Annotated in this window: 12 protein-coding genes and 1 pseudogene; all 13 read left to right on the forward strand. The window is 61.8% G+C overall.

The window, feature by feature from the left end:
• Positions 1–84: 84 nt before the first annotated feature.
• On the forward strand, positions 85–564 hold the full coding sequence (locus QYH69_RS35015; RefSeq protein ID WP_006052903.1) for an NADH-quinone oxidoreductase subunit B family protein: 480 nt from the start codon (positions 85–87) through the stop codon (positions 562–564).
• Between the two features lie 21 nt (positions 565–585).
• Complete coding sequence (locus tag QYH69_RS35020) at positions 586–1,188, forward strand: NADH-quinone oxidoreductase subunit C (protein WP_308836220.1); 603 nt, start codon at positions 586–588, stop codon at positions 1,186–1,188.
• A gap of 9 nt (positions 1,189–1,197) precedes the next feature.
• Positions 1,198–2,451 carry an NADH-quinone oxidoreductase subunit D gene (locus QYH69_RS35025; protein WP_075157601.1) on the forward strand — a complete coding sequence of 418 codons (1,254 nt, stop codon included), beginning with the start codon at positions 1,198–1,200 and terminating at the stop codon, positions 2,449–2,451.
• A gap of 147 nt (positions 2,452–2,598) precedes the next feature.
• Entirely contained in the window at positions 2,599–3,084 is a 486-nt protein-coding gene (nuoE, locus tag QYH69_RS35030) for an NADH-quinone oxidoreductase subunit NuoE (RefSeq protein WP_075157600.1), read from the forward strand.
• A complete protein-coding gene (gene nuoF, locus QYH69_RS35035) occupies positions 3,081–4,409 on the forward strand; it encodes an NADH-quinone oxidoreductase subunit NuoF (RefSeq protein ID WP_075157599.1) in 1,329 nt (442 codons plus the stop codon). Before nuoE ends, nuoF begins: the two co-directional genes overlap by 4 nt.
• Before the next feature lie 120 nt (positions 4,410–4,529).
• Positions 4,530–6,872: an NADH-quinone oxidoreductase subunit NuoG gene (gene nuoG / locus QYH69_RS35040; RefSeq protein ID WP_308836221.1), complete on the forward strand. Its 2,343-nt coding sequence runs from the start codon at positions 4,530–4,532 to the stop codon at positions 6,870–6,872.
• The gene (gene nuoH, locus QYH69_RS35045) at positions 6,873–7,937 is read left to right on the forward strand and encodes an NADH-quinone oxidoreductase subunit NuoH (protein ID WP_308836222.1); all 1,065 of its coding nucleotides are present in this window, start codon (positions 6,873–6,875) and stop codon (positions 7,935–7,937) included. It abuts the gene before it with no gap.
• Positions 7,938–7,952: 15 nt separating this feature from the next.
• Positions 7,953–8,441, forward strand: coding sequence for an NADH-quinone oxidoreductase subunit NuoI (nuoI, locus tag QYH69_RS35050; protein ID WP_075157596.1), 489 nt, complete (start codon positions 7,953–7,955; stop codon positions 8,439–8,441).
• A gap of 207 nt (positions 8,442–8,648) precedes the next feature.
• A complete protein-coding gene (locus tag QYH69_RS35055) occupies positions 8,649–9,371 on the forward strand; it encodes an NADH-quinone oxidoreductase subunit J (RefSeq protein ID WP_308836223.1) in 723 nt (240 codons plus the stop codon).
• 20 nt (positions 9,372–9,391) lie between these two features.
• Positions 9,392–9,697, forward strand: coding sequence for an NADH-quinone oxidoreductase subunit NuoK (nuoK, locus tag QYH69_RS35060; RefSeq protein ID WP_006052894.1), 306 nt, complete (start codon positions 9,392–9,394; stop codon positions 9,695–9,697).
• Positions 9,698–9,728: 31 nt separating this feature from the next.
• Complete coding sequence (nuoL, locus tag QYH69_RS35065) at positions 9,729–11,807, forward strand: NADH-quinone oxidoreductase subunit L (protein ID WP_308836224.1); 2,079 nt, start codon at positions 9,729–9,731, stop codon at positions 11,805–11,807.
• Between the two features lie 18 nt (positions 11,808–11,825).
• Complete coding sequence (locus tag QYH69_RS35070) at positions 11,826–13,316, forward strand: NADH-quinone oxidoreductase subunit M (RefSeq protein ID WP_075157593.1); 1,491 nt, start codon at positions 11,826–11,828, stop codon at positions 13,314–13,316.
• 25 nt (positions 13,317–13,341) lie between these two features.
• A pseudogene (locus QYH69_RS35075) lies at positions 13,342–14,097 on the forward strand (NADH-quinone oxidoreductase subunit N); the annotation flags it as partial.
• Between the last annotated feature and the right edge of the window lie 63 nt (positions 14,098–14,160).

Raw genomic sequence — 14,160 nt, forward strand, 5'->3', positions numbered from 1 at the left:
AAGCGGTCTTAGGAAGACAAAACATTCTACCAACTCCTTGGCTCACAGAACGACATGGCTACGATCCGACTTAGTGGAAAGCAAATGAGTATCGAAGGGGTCTTGAAGGAAGGGTTTGTCACCACGACGGCTGACAAACTGATCAACTGGACGCGCACCGGCTCGCTGTGGCCGATGACGTTCGGTCTCGCGTGTTGTGCGGTCGAGATGATGCATGCGGGCGCGGCCCGCTACGACCTCGACCGTTTCGGCGTCGTGTTTCGTCCGAGCCCGCGTCAGTCGGATGTGATGATCGTCGCCGGCACGCTGTGCAACAAGATGGCGCCGGCGCTGCGCAAGGTGTACGACCAGATGGCCGAGCCGCGCTGGGTGATTTCGATGGGCTCGTGCGCGAACGGGGGAGGCTACTACCACTACTCGTACTCGGTCGTACGCGGCTGCGATCGTATCGTGCCGGTCGACGTCTACGTGCCGGGCTGTCCGCCGACGGCCGAGGCGCTCGTCTATGGCGTGATCCAGCTACAGGCCAAGATCCGCCGCACCAACACCATCGCCCGTCAATAAAGGCCCAAGCCTCCCCACAATATGGCAAGCAAACTCGAGACCCTCAAAGCGAATCTCGAGGCGGCCTTTGGCGGCCGCCTGTCGAGCATCACGGAATCGATCGGTGAATTGACGATCGTCGTGAAGGCGAGCGAATACCTCGACGTGGTGAAGCGTCTGCGCGACGACGCATCGCTGAAGTTCGAACAGCTGATCGATCTGTGCGGCGTCGATTACCAGACGTATGGCGACGGCGCTTACGAAGGCCCGCGTTTTGCCGCGGTGCTGCATCTGCTCTCTATTGCGAACAACTGGCGCGTGCGCGTGCGCGTATTCGCGCCGGACGACGATCTGCCGATCGTTCCGTCGGTCGTCGACGTGTGGAACTCGGCGAACTGGTACGAGCGCGAAGCATTCGACCTGTACGGCATCGTGTTCGAGGGCCATCCGGATCTGCGTCGCATCCTGACCGACTACGGATTCATCGGTCACCCGTTCCGCAAGGATTTCCCGATCTCCGGTTACGTCGAAATGCGTTACGACCCGGAAGAGAAGCGCGTCGTCTATCAGCCCGTGACGATCGAGCCGCGTGAAATTACGCCGCGCGTGATCCGCGAAGATCGCTATGGCGGTCTGAAACATTAAGAGAACGCCATGGCAGAGATCAAGAACTACACGCTCAACTTCGGCCCGCAGCACCCGGCAGCGCACGGCGTGCTGCGTCTCGTGCTCGAGCTCGACGGCGAAGTGATCCAGCGCGCCGATCCGCACATCGGCCTGCTGCATCGCGCGACCGAAAAGCTCGCCGAAAACAAGACGTTTATCCAGTCCGTACCGTATATGGACCGTCTCGACTATGTGTCGATGATGGTGAACGAACACGGTTATGTGCTCGCAATCGAAAAGCTGCTCGGCATCGACGTGCCGATTCGCGCGAAATACATCCGCGTGCTGTTCGACGAAGTCACGCGCGTGCTGAACCACCTGATGTGGATCGGTGCGCACGCGCTCGACGTCGGCGCGATGGCCGTGTTTCTGTATGCGTTCCGCGAGCGCGAAGATCTGATGGACGTGTACGAAGCGGTGTCGGGCGCGCGGATGCATGCTGCGTACTATCGTCCGGGCGGTGTTTATCGCGATCTGCCCGACGCAATGCCGCAATACAAGGCATCGAAAATCCGTAATGCGAAGGCGCTGTCGAAAATGAACGAGAGCCGCCAGGGTTCGCTGCTCGACTTCATCGAAGACTTTTTCAACCGCTTCCCGAAGTGTGTCGACGAGTATGAAACGCTGCTCACCGACAACCGGATCTGGAAGCAGCGTCTGGTGGGCATCGGTGTCGTGAGCCCCGAACGCGCGTTGCAACTGGGTCTGACCGGCGCGATGCTGCGCGGCTCGGGCATCGAGTGGGACCTGCGCAAGAAGCAGCCTTACGAGGTGTACGATCAGCTCGACTTCGACATTCCGGTTGGCGTGAATGGCGACTGCTACGACCGCTATCTCGTGCGCGTCGAAGAAATGCGTCAATCGACGCGTATCGCGAAGCAGTGTATTGATTGGCTTCGCAAGAATCCCGGCCCTGTGATGATCGACAATCACAAAGTTGCGCCGCCGTCGCGCGTCGGGATGAAGTCGAACATGGAAGAGCTGATCCACCACTTCAAGCTCTTTACCGAAGGCTTCCATGTGCCTGAAGGCGAATCGTATGCGGCAGTCGAGCATCCGAAGGGCGAGTTCGGCATCTATCTGATTTCGGATGGCGCGAACAAGCCTTATCGCCTGAAGATTCGCGCGCCGGGCTACGCGCATCTGTCCGCGCTCGACGAAATGGCGCGCGGCCACATGATCGCCGATGCGGTCACGATCATCGGCACGCAGGACATCGTGTTCGGCGAAGTGGATCGCTAACGCATTTTCATCGAGGCCCGTCCGCGCGAGAAGGCTGTGCCAGCGCGGCGCGAGGCAAGGGGCAAGCAAGGAACGCCGGGTCTGTCGCATCATGCAGTGGAGCGACAGGTTTTCGTTCGGTAGGAATTGAAAGAGTCGTGTCTGAAAATGATCTCAGCTGAAGGCCTGAAAGAAATCGATCGTGCGCTCACGAAGTACCCCGCCGATCAGAAACAATCCGCCGTGATGGCGGCGCTGGCCGTTGCGCAAGACGAACATGGCTGGCTGTCGCCCGATCTGATGCAGTACGTCGCCGACTATCTCGGCATGCCGGCCGTTGCCGTGCAGGAAGTCGCGACGTTCTACACGATGTTCGAAACGTCGCCGGTCGGCAAACACAAGATCACGCTCTGCACGAACCTGCCGTGTCAGCTCGGCCCGGACGGCGGCTCGGAAAGCGCCGCCGAATATCTGAAGCAGAAGCTCGGCATCGACTTCGGCGAAACCACCGCGGACGGCAAGTTCACGCTTAAAGAGGGTGAGTGCATGGGCGCGTGCGGCGACGCACCGGTGATGCTCGTGAACAACCATCGTATGTGCAGCTTCATGAGCCGCGAGAAGATCGACCAGCTGCTCGAGGAACTTTCGAAATGACGTCTTTACACGATCGTCACATCAAGCCGCTGATTCTCGCCGGTCTGAACGGCGAGAACTGGCATCTCGAAGATTACGTCGCGCGTGGCGGCTACAAGCAGCTGCGCCGCATCCTGGAAGAAAAAATCCCGCCGGAGCAGGTCATTGCCGATGTGAAGGCATCGGGCCTGCGCGGCCGCGGCGGTGCGGGCTTCCCGACCGGGCTCAAATGGAGCTTCATGCCGCGCCAGTTTCCGGGGCAGAAGTACCTCGTCTGCAACTCGGACGAAGGCGAACCGGGTACGTTCAAGGACCGCGACATCCTGCGCTGGAATCCGCATGCGTTGATCGAAGGCATGGCGATCGGCGCGTATGCGATGGGCATCACGGTCGGCTACAACTACATTCACGGCGAAATCTTCGCCGAATATCTGCGCTTCGAAGAGGCGCTCGAAGAGGCTCGCCGCGCGGGCTTCCTCGGCGACAACATCATGGGCTCGGGCTTTTCGTTCCAGCTGCATGCGCACCACGGTTACGGCGCGTATATCTGCGGCGAGGAAACGGCGCTGCTCGAGTCGCTCGAAGGCAAGAAAGGCCAGCCGCGCTTCAAGCCGCCGTTCCCGGCGAGTTTCGGCGTCTATGGCAAGCCGACCACGATCAACAACACCGAAACGTTCGCCGCGGTGCCGTTCCTGCTCGAGGTCGGTCCGCAAACCTATCTGGAAATCGGCAAGCCGAACAACGGCGGCACGAAGATCTTCTCGGTGTCGGGCGACGTCGAGCGTCCGGGCAACTATGAAGTGCCGCTCGGCACGCCGTTCGCGACGCTGATGGAGCTCGCCGGCGGCATGCGCGGCGGCAAGAAGATCAAGGCGGTGATCCCGGGCGGCTCGTCGGCGCCGGTGATCCCGGGCGACATCATGATGCAAACCGACATGGACTACGATTCGATCGCGAAAGCCGGATCGATGCTCGGTTCGGGCGCGGTGATCGTGATGGACGAGACGCGCTGCATGGTGCGCTCGCTGCTGCGCCTGTCGTATTTCTATTACGAAGAGTCGTGCGGCCAGTGCACGCCGTGCCGCGAAGGCACCGGCTGGCTCTACCGCGTCGTGCATCGTATCGAGCATGGCCTTGGCCGCAAGGAAGATCTCGACCTGCTCAACTCGGTTGCCGAAAACATCATGGGCCGCACGATCTGCGCGCTCGGCGATGCGGCTGCGATGCCGGTGCGCGGCATGCTGAAGCATTACTGGGACGAATTCGAGTATCACGTCGCCAACAAGCGCTGCCTCGTCGGCGGCCATGCCGGGGCGGCGGCGGTGTCGGAAACGGTCGCGGCATAGAAGAAGCAGAACGTCGAATGCAGATTCACCGCGCGGCGCGCCTCGTCTACACGGCGTGCGCCCGGCGCGATGAACGGGGCGAACGATTGAGCGGTATCAGGTTAAGGATGATTGACCATCATGGTTGAACTCGAAATAGACGGCAAAACGGTCGAGGTACCTGAAGGCAGCATGGTGATCCAGGCTGCGCATAAGGTCGACACATACGTGCCGCATTTCTGCTATCACAAGAAGCTGTCGATCGCGGCCAATTGCCGTATGTGTCTCGTCGACGTCGAGAAAATGCCGAAGGCGGTCCCCGCCTGCGCGACGCCGGTGTCGCAAGGCATGGTCGTGCGCACCAAATCCGAGAAGGCCATCAAGGGCCAGCAATCGGTGATGGAGTTCCTGCTGATCAACCATCCGCTCGATTGCCCGATCTGCGATCAGGGCGGCGAATGTCAGCTGCAGGATCTCGCGGTCGGCTACGGCAAGTCGTCGTCGCGCTATAGCGAAGAAAAGCGCGTCGTGTTCCACAAGAACGTGGGGCCGCTGATCTCGATGGAAGAGATGACGCGCTGCATCCACTGCACGCGCTGCGTGCGCTTCGGCCAGGAAGTGGCCGGCGTGATGGAGCTCGGCATGCTGAACCGCGGCGAGCACTCGGAAATCACGACCTTCGTCGGCAAGACTGTCGACTCCGAACTGTCGGGCAACATGATCGACCTGTGCCCGGTCGGCGCGCTGACGAGCAAACCGTTCCGCTACAGCGCGCGGACGTGGGAACTGTCGCGCCGCAAGTCGGTGAGCCCGCATGATTCGGTCGGCGCAAACCTCGTCGTGCAGGTGAAGAACAACCGCGTGATGCGCGTGCTGCCGTTCGAGAACGAAGCGATCAACGAATGCTGGATCTCGGACAAAGACCGCTTCTCGTATGAAGCGCTCAACAGCGAAGAGCGCCTGACGCGGCCGATGGTGAAGCAGGGCGGCCAGTGGGTCGAAACCGACTGGCAAACGGCGCTCGAATACGTCGTCAAGGGTTTCAACGGCATCAAGGGCGATCACGGCGCAAACGCGATCGCCGCGCTCGGCAGCGCACACAGCACGGTCGAAGAGCTGTTCCTGCTCAAGCAGCTTGCGCAGGCGGTCGGTACGCCGAACATCGATTTCCGTCTGCGTCAGACCGACTTCTCGGCGCCCGTCAACGGCGCGCCGTGGCTCGGCGTGAAGATCGCCGACCTGTCGCTCGTCGATGCGGCGTTCGTGGTCGGCACGTCGTCGCTGCGTCGCGATCATCCGCTCTTCGCCGCGCGTCTGCGCCAGGCATCGAAGGGCGGCGCGAAGCTCACCCTGCTGCAGGCATCGAGCGACAACTCGCTGATTCCGAAGGCACAAGTCATCGCCGCGGCGCCGTCCGCATGGCTCGACGAACTGGCCGGCATTGCGGCTGCCGTATCGGAAGCGCGCGGCGTCGCGCTGCCGGAAGCGTTCGCAGGCGTACAGGCATCGGATGCGGCAAAGCAGGTCGCCGCTTCGCTCGCAGCGGGCGAAAAGCGCGTGGTGCTGATCGGCAACGCAGCGGTGCAGCATCCGGAATTCGCACGCATCCACGCCGCGGCACAATGGATCGCCGACGCGACGGGCGCGACGCTCGGTTTCCTGACGGAAGCGGCCAACACCGTCGGCGCTCACCTCGTCGGCGCGCTGCCGGGCAACGGCGGCCTGAATGCACGCGAAGCGTTCGAGCAGCCGCGCAAGGGCTACGTGCTGATGAACGTCGAGCCGGAATTCGACACCGCGAACCCGGCGCAAGCGCTTGCCGCACTGAACCAGGCGGAAATGGTCGTCGTGATGTCGCCTTTCAGAACGGGCATGGATTACGCCGACGTGCTGCTGCCGATCGCACCGTTCACGGAAACGGCCGGCACGTTCGTCAACGCGGAAGGCACGGTGCAGAGCTTCAACGGTGTCGTGCGGCCGCTCGGCGACGCGCGTCCCGCATGGAAGGTGCTGCGCGTGCTCGGCAGTCTGCTTGGCGCGTCGGGCTTCGAATACGACACGGCTGAGGAAGTGCGCGCCGCCGCGCTCGGCGATGCGGACCTGACGCCGCGTCTGTCGAACAGGAGCGCCTCGACGGTTGCACGCGGCGACGGCGGTGCGGCCAAGGCCGCGAACGGCTCGTTCGAGCGCATCGCCGACGTGCCGATCTACCACGCCGATCCGCTCGTGCGCCGTGCCGGCTCGCTGCATCTGACGCAAGCCGCGCGCAACGCGAACACGGTCGGTTTGCCGGCTGGGCTCTTCGACAAGCTGGGTCTGAAAGACGGCGACGCGGTGCGCGTGCGCCAGGGGGAGCGTTCGGTGCAGGTGCCGGCCGTGCGCGATGCGAATCTTGCGGAGACGGTGGTCCGCGTGTCGGCGGCCACGCCTGCCGGCGCGGCGCTGGGGAGCCTGTTCGGCGAACTGCTGGTGGAGAAGGCGTAAATGACCTTGTTCGATACGATCAACGCGGGCGGCAGCCAGATTCTCGGCGTCGCGTGGCCGACGGTGTGGGCGCTCGTGCGCATCATCGTGGTGGCCGTCGTGATTCTGCTGTGCGTCGCGTACCTGATCCTCTGGGAGCGCAAACTGATCGGCTGGATGCACGTGCGTCTCGGCCCGAACCGCGTCGGTCCCGGCGGCTCGCTGCAACCGATCGCCGACGTGCTCAAGCTGTTGCTGAAGGAAGTGATCCAGCCGACCCAGGCGAGCCGCTGGATTTACCTGATCGCGCCGATCATGGTGGTGGTGCCGGCCTTCGCGATCTGGGCAGTGATTCCGTTCCAGGCGGGCGCGGTGCTTGGCGACATCAACGCGGGGCTGCTGTACGCGATCGCGATTTCGTCGATCGGCGTCTACGGTGTGATCCTCGCCGGCTGGGCTTCGAACTCGAAGTATGCATTCCTCGGTGCGATGCGCGCGGCCGCGCAGATGGTGTCCTACGAAATCTCGATGGGTTTCGCCCTCGTCGTCGTGCTGATGACGGCCGGCAGCCTGAACCTGTCGGACATCGTCAACTCGCAAACGCGCGGCATCTTCGCGGGCTTCGGCGTCAACTTCCTGTCGTGGAACTGGCTGCCGCTGCTGCCGATGTTCGTCGTCTACTTCGTGTCGGGCATTGCCGAAACGAACCGCCACCCGTTCGACGTGGTGGAAGGGGAGTCGGAGATCGTCGCGGGCCACATGATCGATTACTCGGGGATGGCGTTCGCGCTGTTCTTCCTCGCCGAGTACATCAACATGATCGTGATCTCGGCGCTCGCCTCGATCCTGTTCCTCGGCGGCTGGGACGCACCGTTCGGTTTCCTGTCGTTCATTCCGGGCATCTTCTGGCTCGTCCTCAAGGTGTTTTTCCTGTTGTCGGTATTCATCTGGGTGCGTGCGACGTTCCCGCGCTACCGCTATGACCAGATCATGCGTCTCGGCTGGAAGGTGTTCATTCCGGTGACCGTGGTGTGGCTGGTGGTGGTCGGGTTCTGGATCATGTCGCCGTTGAATATCTGGAAATAAAGGGCGGATGTCCCCATGACCGCATTTCAAAACTTCTTCAAGACCTTCTTCCTGACCGAGCTGTTGAAGGGTCTCGCACTGACCGGACGCTATACGTTCCAGCGCAAGATCACCGTGCAGTTTCCGGAAGAAAAGACGCCGATTTCGCCGCGCTTTCGCGGCCTGCACGCGCTGCGCCGCTATGAAAACGGCGAAGAGCGCTGCATCGCCTGCAAGCTCTGCGAAGCGGTGTGCCCGGCGCTGGCCATCACGATCGAGTCTGAAACGCGCGCGGACAATACGCGCCGCACGACGCGCTACGACATCGACCTGACCAAATGCATCTTCTGCGGTTTCTGCGAAGAAAGCTGCCCCGTCGATTCGATCGTCGAGACGCATATTCTCGAATATCACGGTGAAAAGCGCGGCGACCTGTACTTCACGAAAGACATGCTGCTGGCCGTCGGCGACCGCTACGAAGCGGAAATCGCCGCGAACAAGGCGGCAGACGCGCCGTATCGTTGATCCAGGAAGTTGCATTGCTGTAGTACGAAGTCGCGTCGGCCGCCGCGGTAATGGCGGCGCGGTGCGCAGCCCCTCGAGTGCCGCTGGGTGTACCACGTTGCATCTCGCGTGCATCGCGCGCAGATCGACGTCGCGTAAAATGCGCGCGCGTGCCGCGGCAAGCCGAGGGACCCTGCCTGACGATGGCCTAACGAAGAACCGGTAATCATGGAATTCACGACCGTACTGTTCTACATCTTCGCGTTGCTCCTGACGGTGTCGGGGCTGAAGGTGATCACTTCGCGCAACCCGGTGTCGGCCGCGCTCTTCCTCGTGCTCGCGTTCTTCAATGCGGCCGCGATCTGGATGCTGCTACAGGCGGAGTTCCTCGGCATCCTGCTGGTGCTCGTGTACGTCGGCGCGGTGATGGTGCTGTTCCTGTTCGTCGTGATGATGCTGGACATCAATCTCGACGTGCTGCGCAAAGACTTCAAACGCTTCGTACCGATGGCGACCATCGTCGGCGCGATCATCGTGATCGAAACCGCGCTGATCCTGTGGCACGGCTACGGCGCGACGGTGCAGCCGGTGCCCGATACGACGGCGGCTGCGGTTGCCGGAGCAGGCGGCACGGCGAGCTGGTCGAACACGCGTCTGATCGGCAAGATCATCTACACCGAATACATCTTCGCGTTCGAAGTGGCGGGCCTCGTGCTGCTGGTTGCGATCATCGCGGCGATCGCGTTGACCACGCGCCATCAGAAAGACAGCAAGCGCCAGCGCATTTCCGATCAGGTGGCGGTGCGCCGCCAGGACCGCGTGCGCATCGTAAAGATGAAACCGGAAGTCGCACCGGCACCGGAACCCACGGAGCCGGCAACGGCAGCGACGGCAGCCGCGACCGCGGCCGGTGCCGCAACCGGCGCCCCGGCGCCCGCAGGCAAGGCCTGAGCGCCCGAGAGGAGAAAAACATGTTGACCCTTGCTCATTACCTCGTGCTCGGTGCGATCCTCTTTGCGATCAGCATCGTCGGCATTTTCCTGAACCGCCGCAACGTGATCATCATCCTGATGGCGATCGAACTGATGCTGCTGGCGGTGAACACCAATTTCGTCGCGTTCTCGCACTATCTCGGCGACGTGCACGGCCAGATCTTCGTTTTCTTCGTGCTGACGGTGGCCGCAGCCGAAGCGGCGATCGGCCTCGCGATTCTGGTGACCCTGTTCCGTAGCCTCGACACGATCAACGTCGAGGACCTCGATCAGCTCAAAGGTTAATTTCAGCGAAGTTCATTTCAGGTAAGCGGTTATGTCAACGACACTCAACGAAAACCTGCTGCTGGCCATCCCGCTCGCGTCACTCGCGGGCTCGCTGATCGCGGGGCTCTTCGGCAAGACGATCGGGCGTGCAGGCGCTCATTCGGTAACGATTCTCGGGGTGGCGATTTCGTTCGTCCTGTCGGTCATCGTGTTTCTCGACGTGCAGAACGGCGGGAGCTTCAATGCGACGATCTACGAATGGATGACGATCGGCAAGCTGAAGTTCGAGGTCGGTTTCCTCGTCGATTCGCTGACCGCGATGATGATGGTCGTCGTGACCTTCGTGTCGCTGATGGTGCACATCTACACGATCGGCTACATGGCGGGGGAGGACGGCTACCAGCGCTTCTTCTCGTACATCTCGCTGTTCACGTTTTCGATGCTGATGCTCGTGATGAGCAACAACTTCCTGCAGCTGTTCTTCGGCTGGGAAGCGGTGGGTCTCGTGTCGTACCTGCTGATCGGCTTCTACTACACGCGTCCGAGCGCGATCTACGCGAACCTGAAGGCGTTCCTCGTGAACCGTGTCGGCGACTTCGGTTTCCTGCTCGGCATCGGCCTGCTGCTCGCGTACGCCGGCTCGATGAACTACGCCGACGTGTTCGCGAAGAACCACGAACTTGCGTCGCTGACGTTCCCGGGCACTGACTGGGGCCTGTTGACGGTCGCCTGCATCTGCCTGTTCATCGGCGCGATGGGTAAGTCCGCGCAGTTCCCGCTGCACGTGTGGCTGCCCGATTCGATGGAAGGCCCGACGCCGATCTCCGCACTGATCCACGCGGCAACGATGGTGACGGCCGGCATCTTCATGGTCGCGCGCATGTCGCCGCTGTTCGAACTGTCCGATAGCGCGCTGTCGTTCATCATGGTGATCGGCGCGATCACGGCGCTCTTCATGGGCTTCCTCGGCGTCGTGCAGATGGACATCAAGCGCGTCGTCGCGTATTCCACGCTGTCGCAGCTCGGCTACATGACGGTCGCGCTCGGCGCATCGGCCTACCCGGTCGCCGTGTTCCACCTGATGACGCACGCATTCTTCAAGGCGCTGCTGTTCCTCGGCGCCGGTTCGGTGATCATCGGCATGCACCATGACCAGGACATGCGCAACATGGGCGGCCTGTGGAAGTACATGCCGATCACGTGGATCACGTCGCTGATCGGTTCGCTCGCGCTGATCGGCACACCGTTCTTCGCCGGCTTCTATTCGAAGGATTCGATCATCGATGCGGCGCGTCTGTCGCATCTGCCGGGTTCGGGCTTCGCGTATTTCGCGGTCGCCGCGAGCGTGTTCGTCACGGCGCTGTACTCGTTCCGCATGTATTTCATGGTGTTCCACGGCGAAGAGCGCTTCCGCGGTCCGAAGCATCCCGACTCGCCGATGGGAGCGGAAGAAGCGGCACATGGGCAGGGCCACGGCAGCGACGATCACGGTCACGACGCGCACGACGACCACGGCCATCATGGCCCGCACGTGCCGCACGAAACGCCGTGGGTCGTCTGGGTGCCGCTCGTGCTGCTCGCGATCCCATCGGTCATCATCGGCGCGATTGCGATCAAGCCGATGCTGTACGGCGGCTTCTTCGACCATGGCGTCGCGTTCGACAAGGTCATCTATATCGCCCAGAACCATCCGGCGCTGCAGGAAATGGCCGAAGAGTTCCACGGCTGGTTCCAGATGGGCATCATGTCGTTCGAAGGTCTGCCCGTGTGGCTGTCGCTCGCGGGTGTGATCGTCGCGTGGTTCCTGTACATCAAGCGTCCGTCGCTGCCCGCGAAGATCCGCCAGACGTTCTCGCCGATCTACACGCTGCTCGACAACAAGTACTACATGGACAAGATCAACGAAGTCGTCTTTGCGCGCGGCGCCGTGGCGATCGGCCGCGGTCTGTGGAAGGAAGGCGACGTGGTCGTGATCGACGGTATCGTCAACGGCAGCGCGCGCTTCGTCGGCTGGTTCGCGAGCGTGATCCGCTTCCTGCAGTCCGGCTATATCTACCACTACGCGTTTGCGATGATCATCGGGATGTTGGGCCTCCTGACGCTGTTCGTTACGCTCGGCGGCAAATAAACAACGCGAGGAGACACCATGTACAACTACCCGATTCTCTCCATCGCGATCTGGATGCCGATCGTGTTTGGTCTGATCGTGCTCGCGGTCGGCAACGATCGCAACCCGGCGCCCGCGCGCTGGATTGCGCTCGTCGGCTCGATCCTGAGCTTTATCGTCACGATTCCGCTGATGACGGATTTCAATCCGGACACGGCGAAGCTGCAGTTCGTCGAGCAGGCCAACTGGATCGAGCGCTTCAACATCACGTATCACCTCGGCGTCGACGGCATTTCGATGTGGTTTGTCGTGCTGACCGCGCTGATCACGGTGATTGTCGTGGTGGCAGCGTGGGAAGTGATCACGAAGAACGTCGGCCAGTATCTGGCGGCGTTCCTGATCCTGTCGGGCATCATGGTCGGCGTGTTCTCGGCTGCCGACGGCATGCTGTTCTACGTATTCTTCGAAGCGACGCTGATTCCGATGTACATCATCATCGGTGTCTGGGGCGGCGCGAACCGCGTGTACGCGGCGTTCAAGTTCTTCCTGTACACGCTGATGGGTTCGCTGCTGATGCTGGTCGGCCTCATCTATCTGTACACGCAGACGGGCACGTTCGATCTCGCCGCATGGCATGCGGCGAAGATTCCGATGACACCGCAGGTACTGCTATTTATCGCATTCTTCCTCGCGTTCGCGGTGAAGGTGCCGATGTGGCCCGTGCACACGTGGCTGCCTGACGCGCACGTCGAAGCGCCGACGGGCGGCTCGGTCGTGCTGGCGGCGATCATGCTGAAGCTCGGCGCCTACGGCTTCCTGCGCTTCTCGCTGCCGATCGCACCGGATGCGAGCCACTTCCTTGCGCCGGTCGTCATCACGCTGTCGCTGATCGCGGTGATTTATATCGGTCTCGTCGCGCTGGTGCAGGCGGACATGAAAAAGCTCGTCGCGTACTCGTCGATCGCGCACATGGGCTTCGTGACGCTCGGCTTCTTCATCTTCAACCAGATGGGCGTGGAAGGCGCCATCGTGCAGATGATCTCGCACGGCTTCGTGTCGGGCGCCATGTTCCTTTGCATCGGCGTGCTGTACGACCGCATGCATACGCGCCAGATTTCGGACTACGGCGGCGTCGTCAACACGATGCCGAAGTTCGCCGCGTTCGTGATGCTGTTCGCGATGGCCAACTGCGGTCTGCCGGGCACGTCCGGTTTCGTCGGCGAGTTCATGGTGATCCTGGCCGCGGTCCAGTACAACTTCTGGATTGCGTTCGGCGCCGCGTTCACGCTGATTCTCGGCGCTGCATACACGCTGTGGATGTACAAGCGCGTGTATTTCGGCGCGATCGGCAACGACCACGTCAAAAAGCTCATCGACATCAACGGCCGCGAGTTCTTCATGCTGATCGTGCTCGCCGCGCTGACGCTGTTCATGGGCCTGTACCCGAAGCCTTTCTCTTCAGTGATGCATGCGTCCGTGGAGAATCTCCTTACCCATGTATCGCAGTCGAAGCTGCCGCTGTCTCAGTAGTGCAGAGCGGAGGAACTGAAAAATCATGCAAAACGCCCCTTTGAGTGCTCTGCTACCCGACGCGCTGGTGATGGCCGCGGTGGTCGTCGCGTGGCTCAACGATACGTTCGCCGGCCAGGCGGGCCGGCGCACCACGTATCTGATCGCGCTGTTCTCGACGCTCGTCGCCGGCATCTGGTTCGCGACGCTCGCGCTCGACCCGGTGCAGCACTATTACTTCTCGCGCATGTATATCGTCGACCCGTTCGCGAGCGTGATGAAGGCGGTGGTCACGCTGGGCTACACGGTCTCGATCATCTATTCGCGCAAGTACCTCGAAGATCGCAACCTGTTCCGCGGCGACTTCTACCTGCTCGGCATGTTCTCGCTGCTCGGACAGCTGATCATGATTTCGGGCAATAACTTCCTGACGCTGTATCTGGGCCTCGAGCTCATGTCGCTGTCGCTGTACGCAGTGATCGCACTGCGCCGCGATGCGTCGCAGTCGAACGAAGCGGCGATGAAGTATTACGTGCTGGGCGCGCTCGCATCGGGCTTCCTGCTGTACGGCATCTCGATGATCTACGGCGCGACCGGTTCGCTCGAGCTCAACGAAGTGCTGAAGGCGGTCGCATCGGGCCGCATCAACGACGTCGTGCTGCTGTTCGGCGTGATCTTCATCGTCGCCGGCATCGCCTTCAAGATGGGCGCGGTGCCGTTCCATATGTGGGTGCCCGACGTGTATCAAGGCGCGCCGACCGCGATGACGCTGATCGTCGGCGGCGGTCCGAAGTCGGAGGCCAAGCGGTCTTAGGAAGACAAAACATTCTACCAACTCCTTGGCTCACAGAACGACATGGCTACG

Source organism: Paraburkholderia sp. SARCC-3016, assembly GCF_031119615.1.
Lineage (GTDB): Bacteria > Pseudomonadota > Gammaproteobacteria > Burkholderiales > Burkholderiaceae > Paraburkholderia.

Bases quoted from the DNA above. Each gene is read 5' to 3' on its own strand.
- QYH69_RS35055 (WP_308836223.1), top strand. From the start codon at position 8,649: ATGGAATTCACGACCGTACTGTTCTACATCTTCGCGTTGCTCCTGACG.
- nuoK (WP_006052894.1), top strand. From the start codon at position 9,392: ATGTTGACCCTTGCTCATTACCTCGTGCTCGGTGCGATCCTCTTTGCG.
- QYH69_RS35070 (WP_075157593.1), top strand. From the start codon at position 11,826: ATGTACAACTACCCGATTCTCTCCATCGCGATCTGGATGCCGATCGTG.
- nuoF (WP_075157599.1), top strand. From the start codon at position 3,081: ATGACGTCTTTACACGATCGTCACATCAAGCCGCTGATTCTCGCCGGT.
- nuoE (WP_075157600.1), top strand. From the start codon at position 2,599: ATGATCTCAGCTGAAGGCCTGAAAGAAATCGATCGTGCGCTCACGAAG.
- nuoH (WP_308836222.1), top strand. From the start codon at position 6,873: ATGACCTTGTTCGATACGATCAACGCGGGCGGCAGCCAGATTCTCGGC.
- QYH69_RS35015 (WP_006052903.1), top strand. From the start codon at position 85: ATGAGTATCGAAGGGGTCTTGAAGGAAGGGTTTGTCACCACGACGGCT.
- nuoL (WP_308836224.1), top strand. From the start codon at position 9,729: ATGTCAACGACACTCAACGAAAACCTGCTGCTGGCCATCCCGCTCGCG.
- QYH69_RS35025 (WP_075157601.1), top strand. From the start codon at position 1,198: ATGGCAGAGATCAAGAACTACACGCTCAACTTCGGCCCGCAGCACCCG.
- nuoG (WP_308836221.1), top strand. From the start codon at position 4,530: ATGGTTGAACTCGAAATAGACGGCAAAACGGTCGAGGTACCTGAAGGC.
- QYH69_RS35020 (WP_308836220.1), top strand. From the start codon at position 586: ATGGCAAGCAAACTCGAGACCCTCAAAGCGAATCTCGAGGCGGCCTTT.
- nuoI (WP_075157596.1), top strand. From the start codon at position 7,953: ATGACCGCATTTCAAAACTTCTTCAAGACCTTCTTCCTGACCGAGCTG.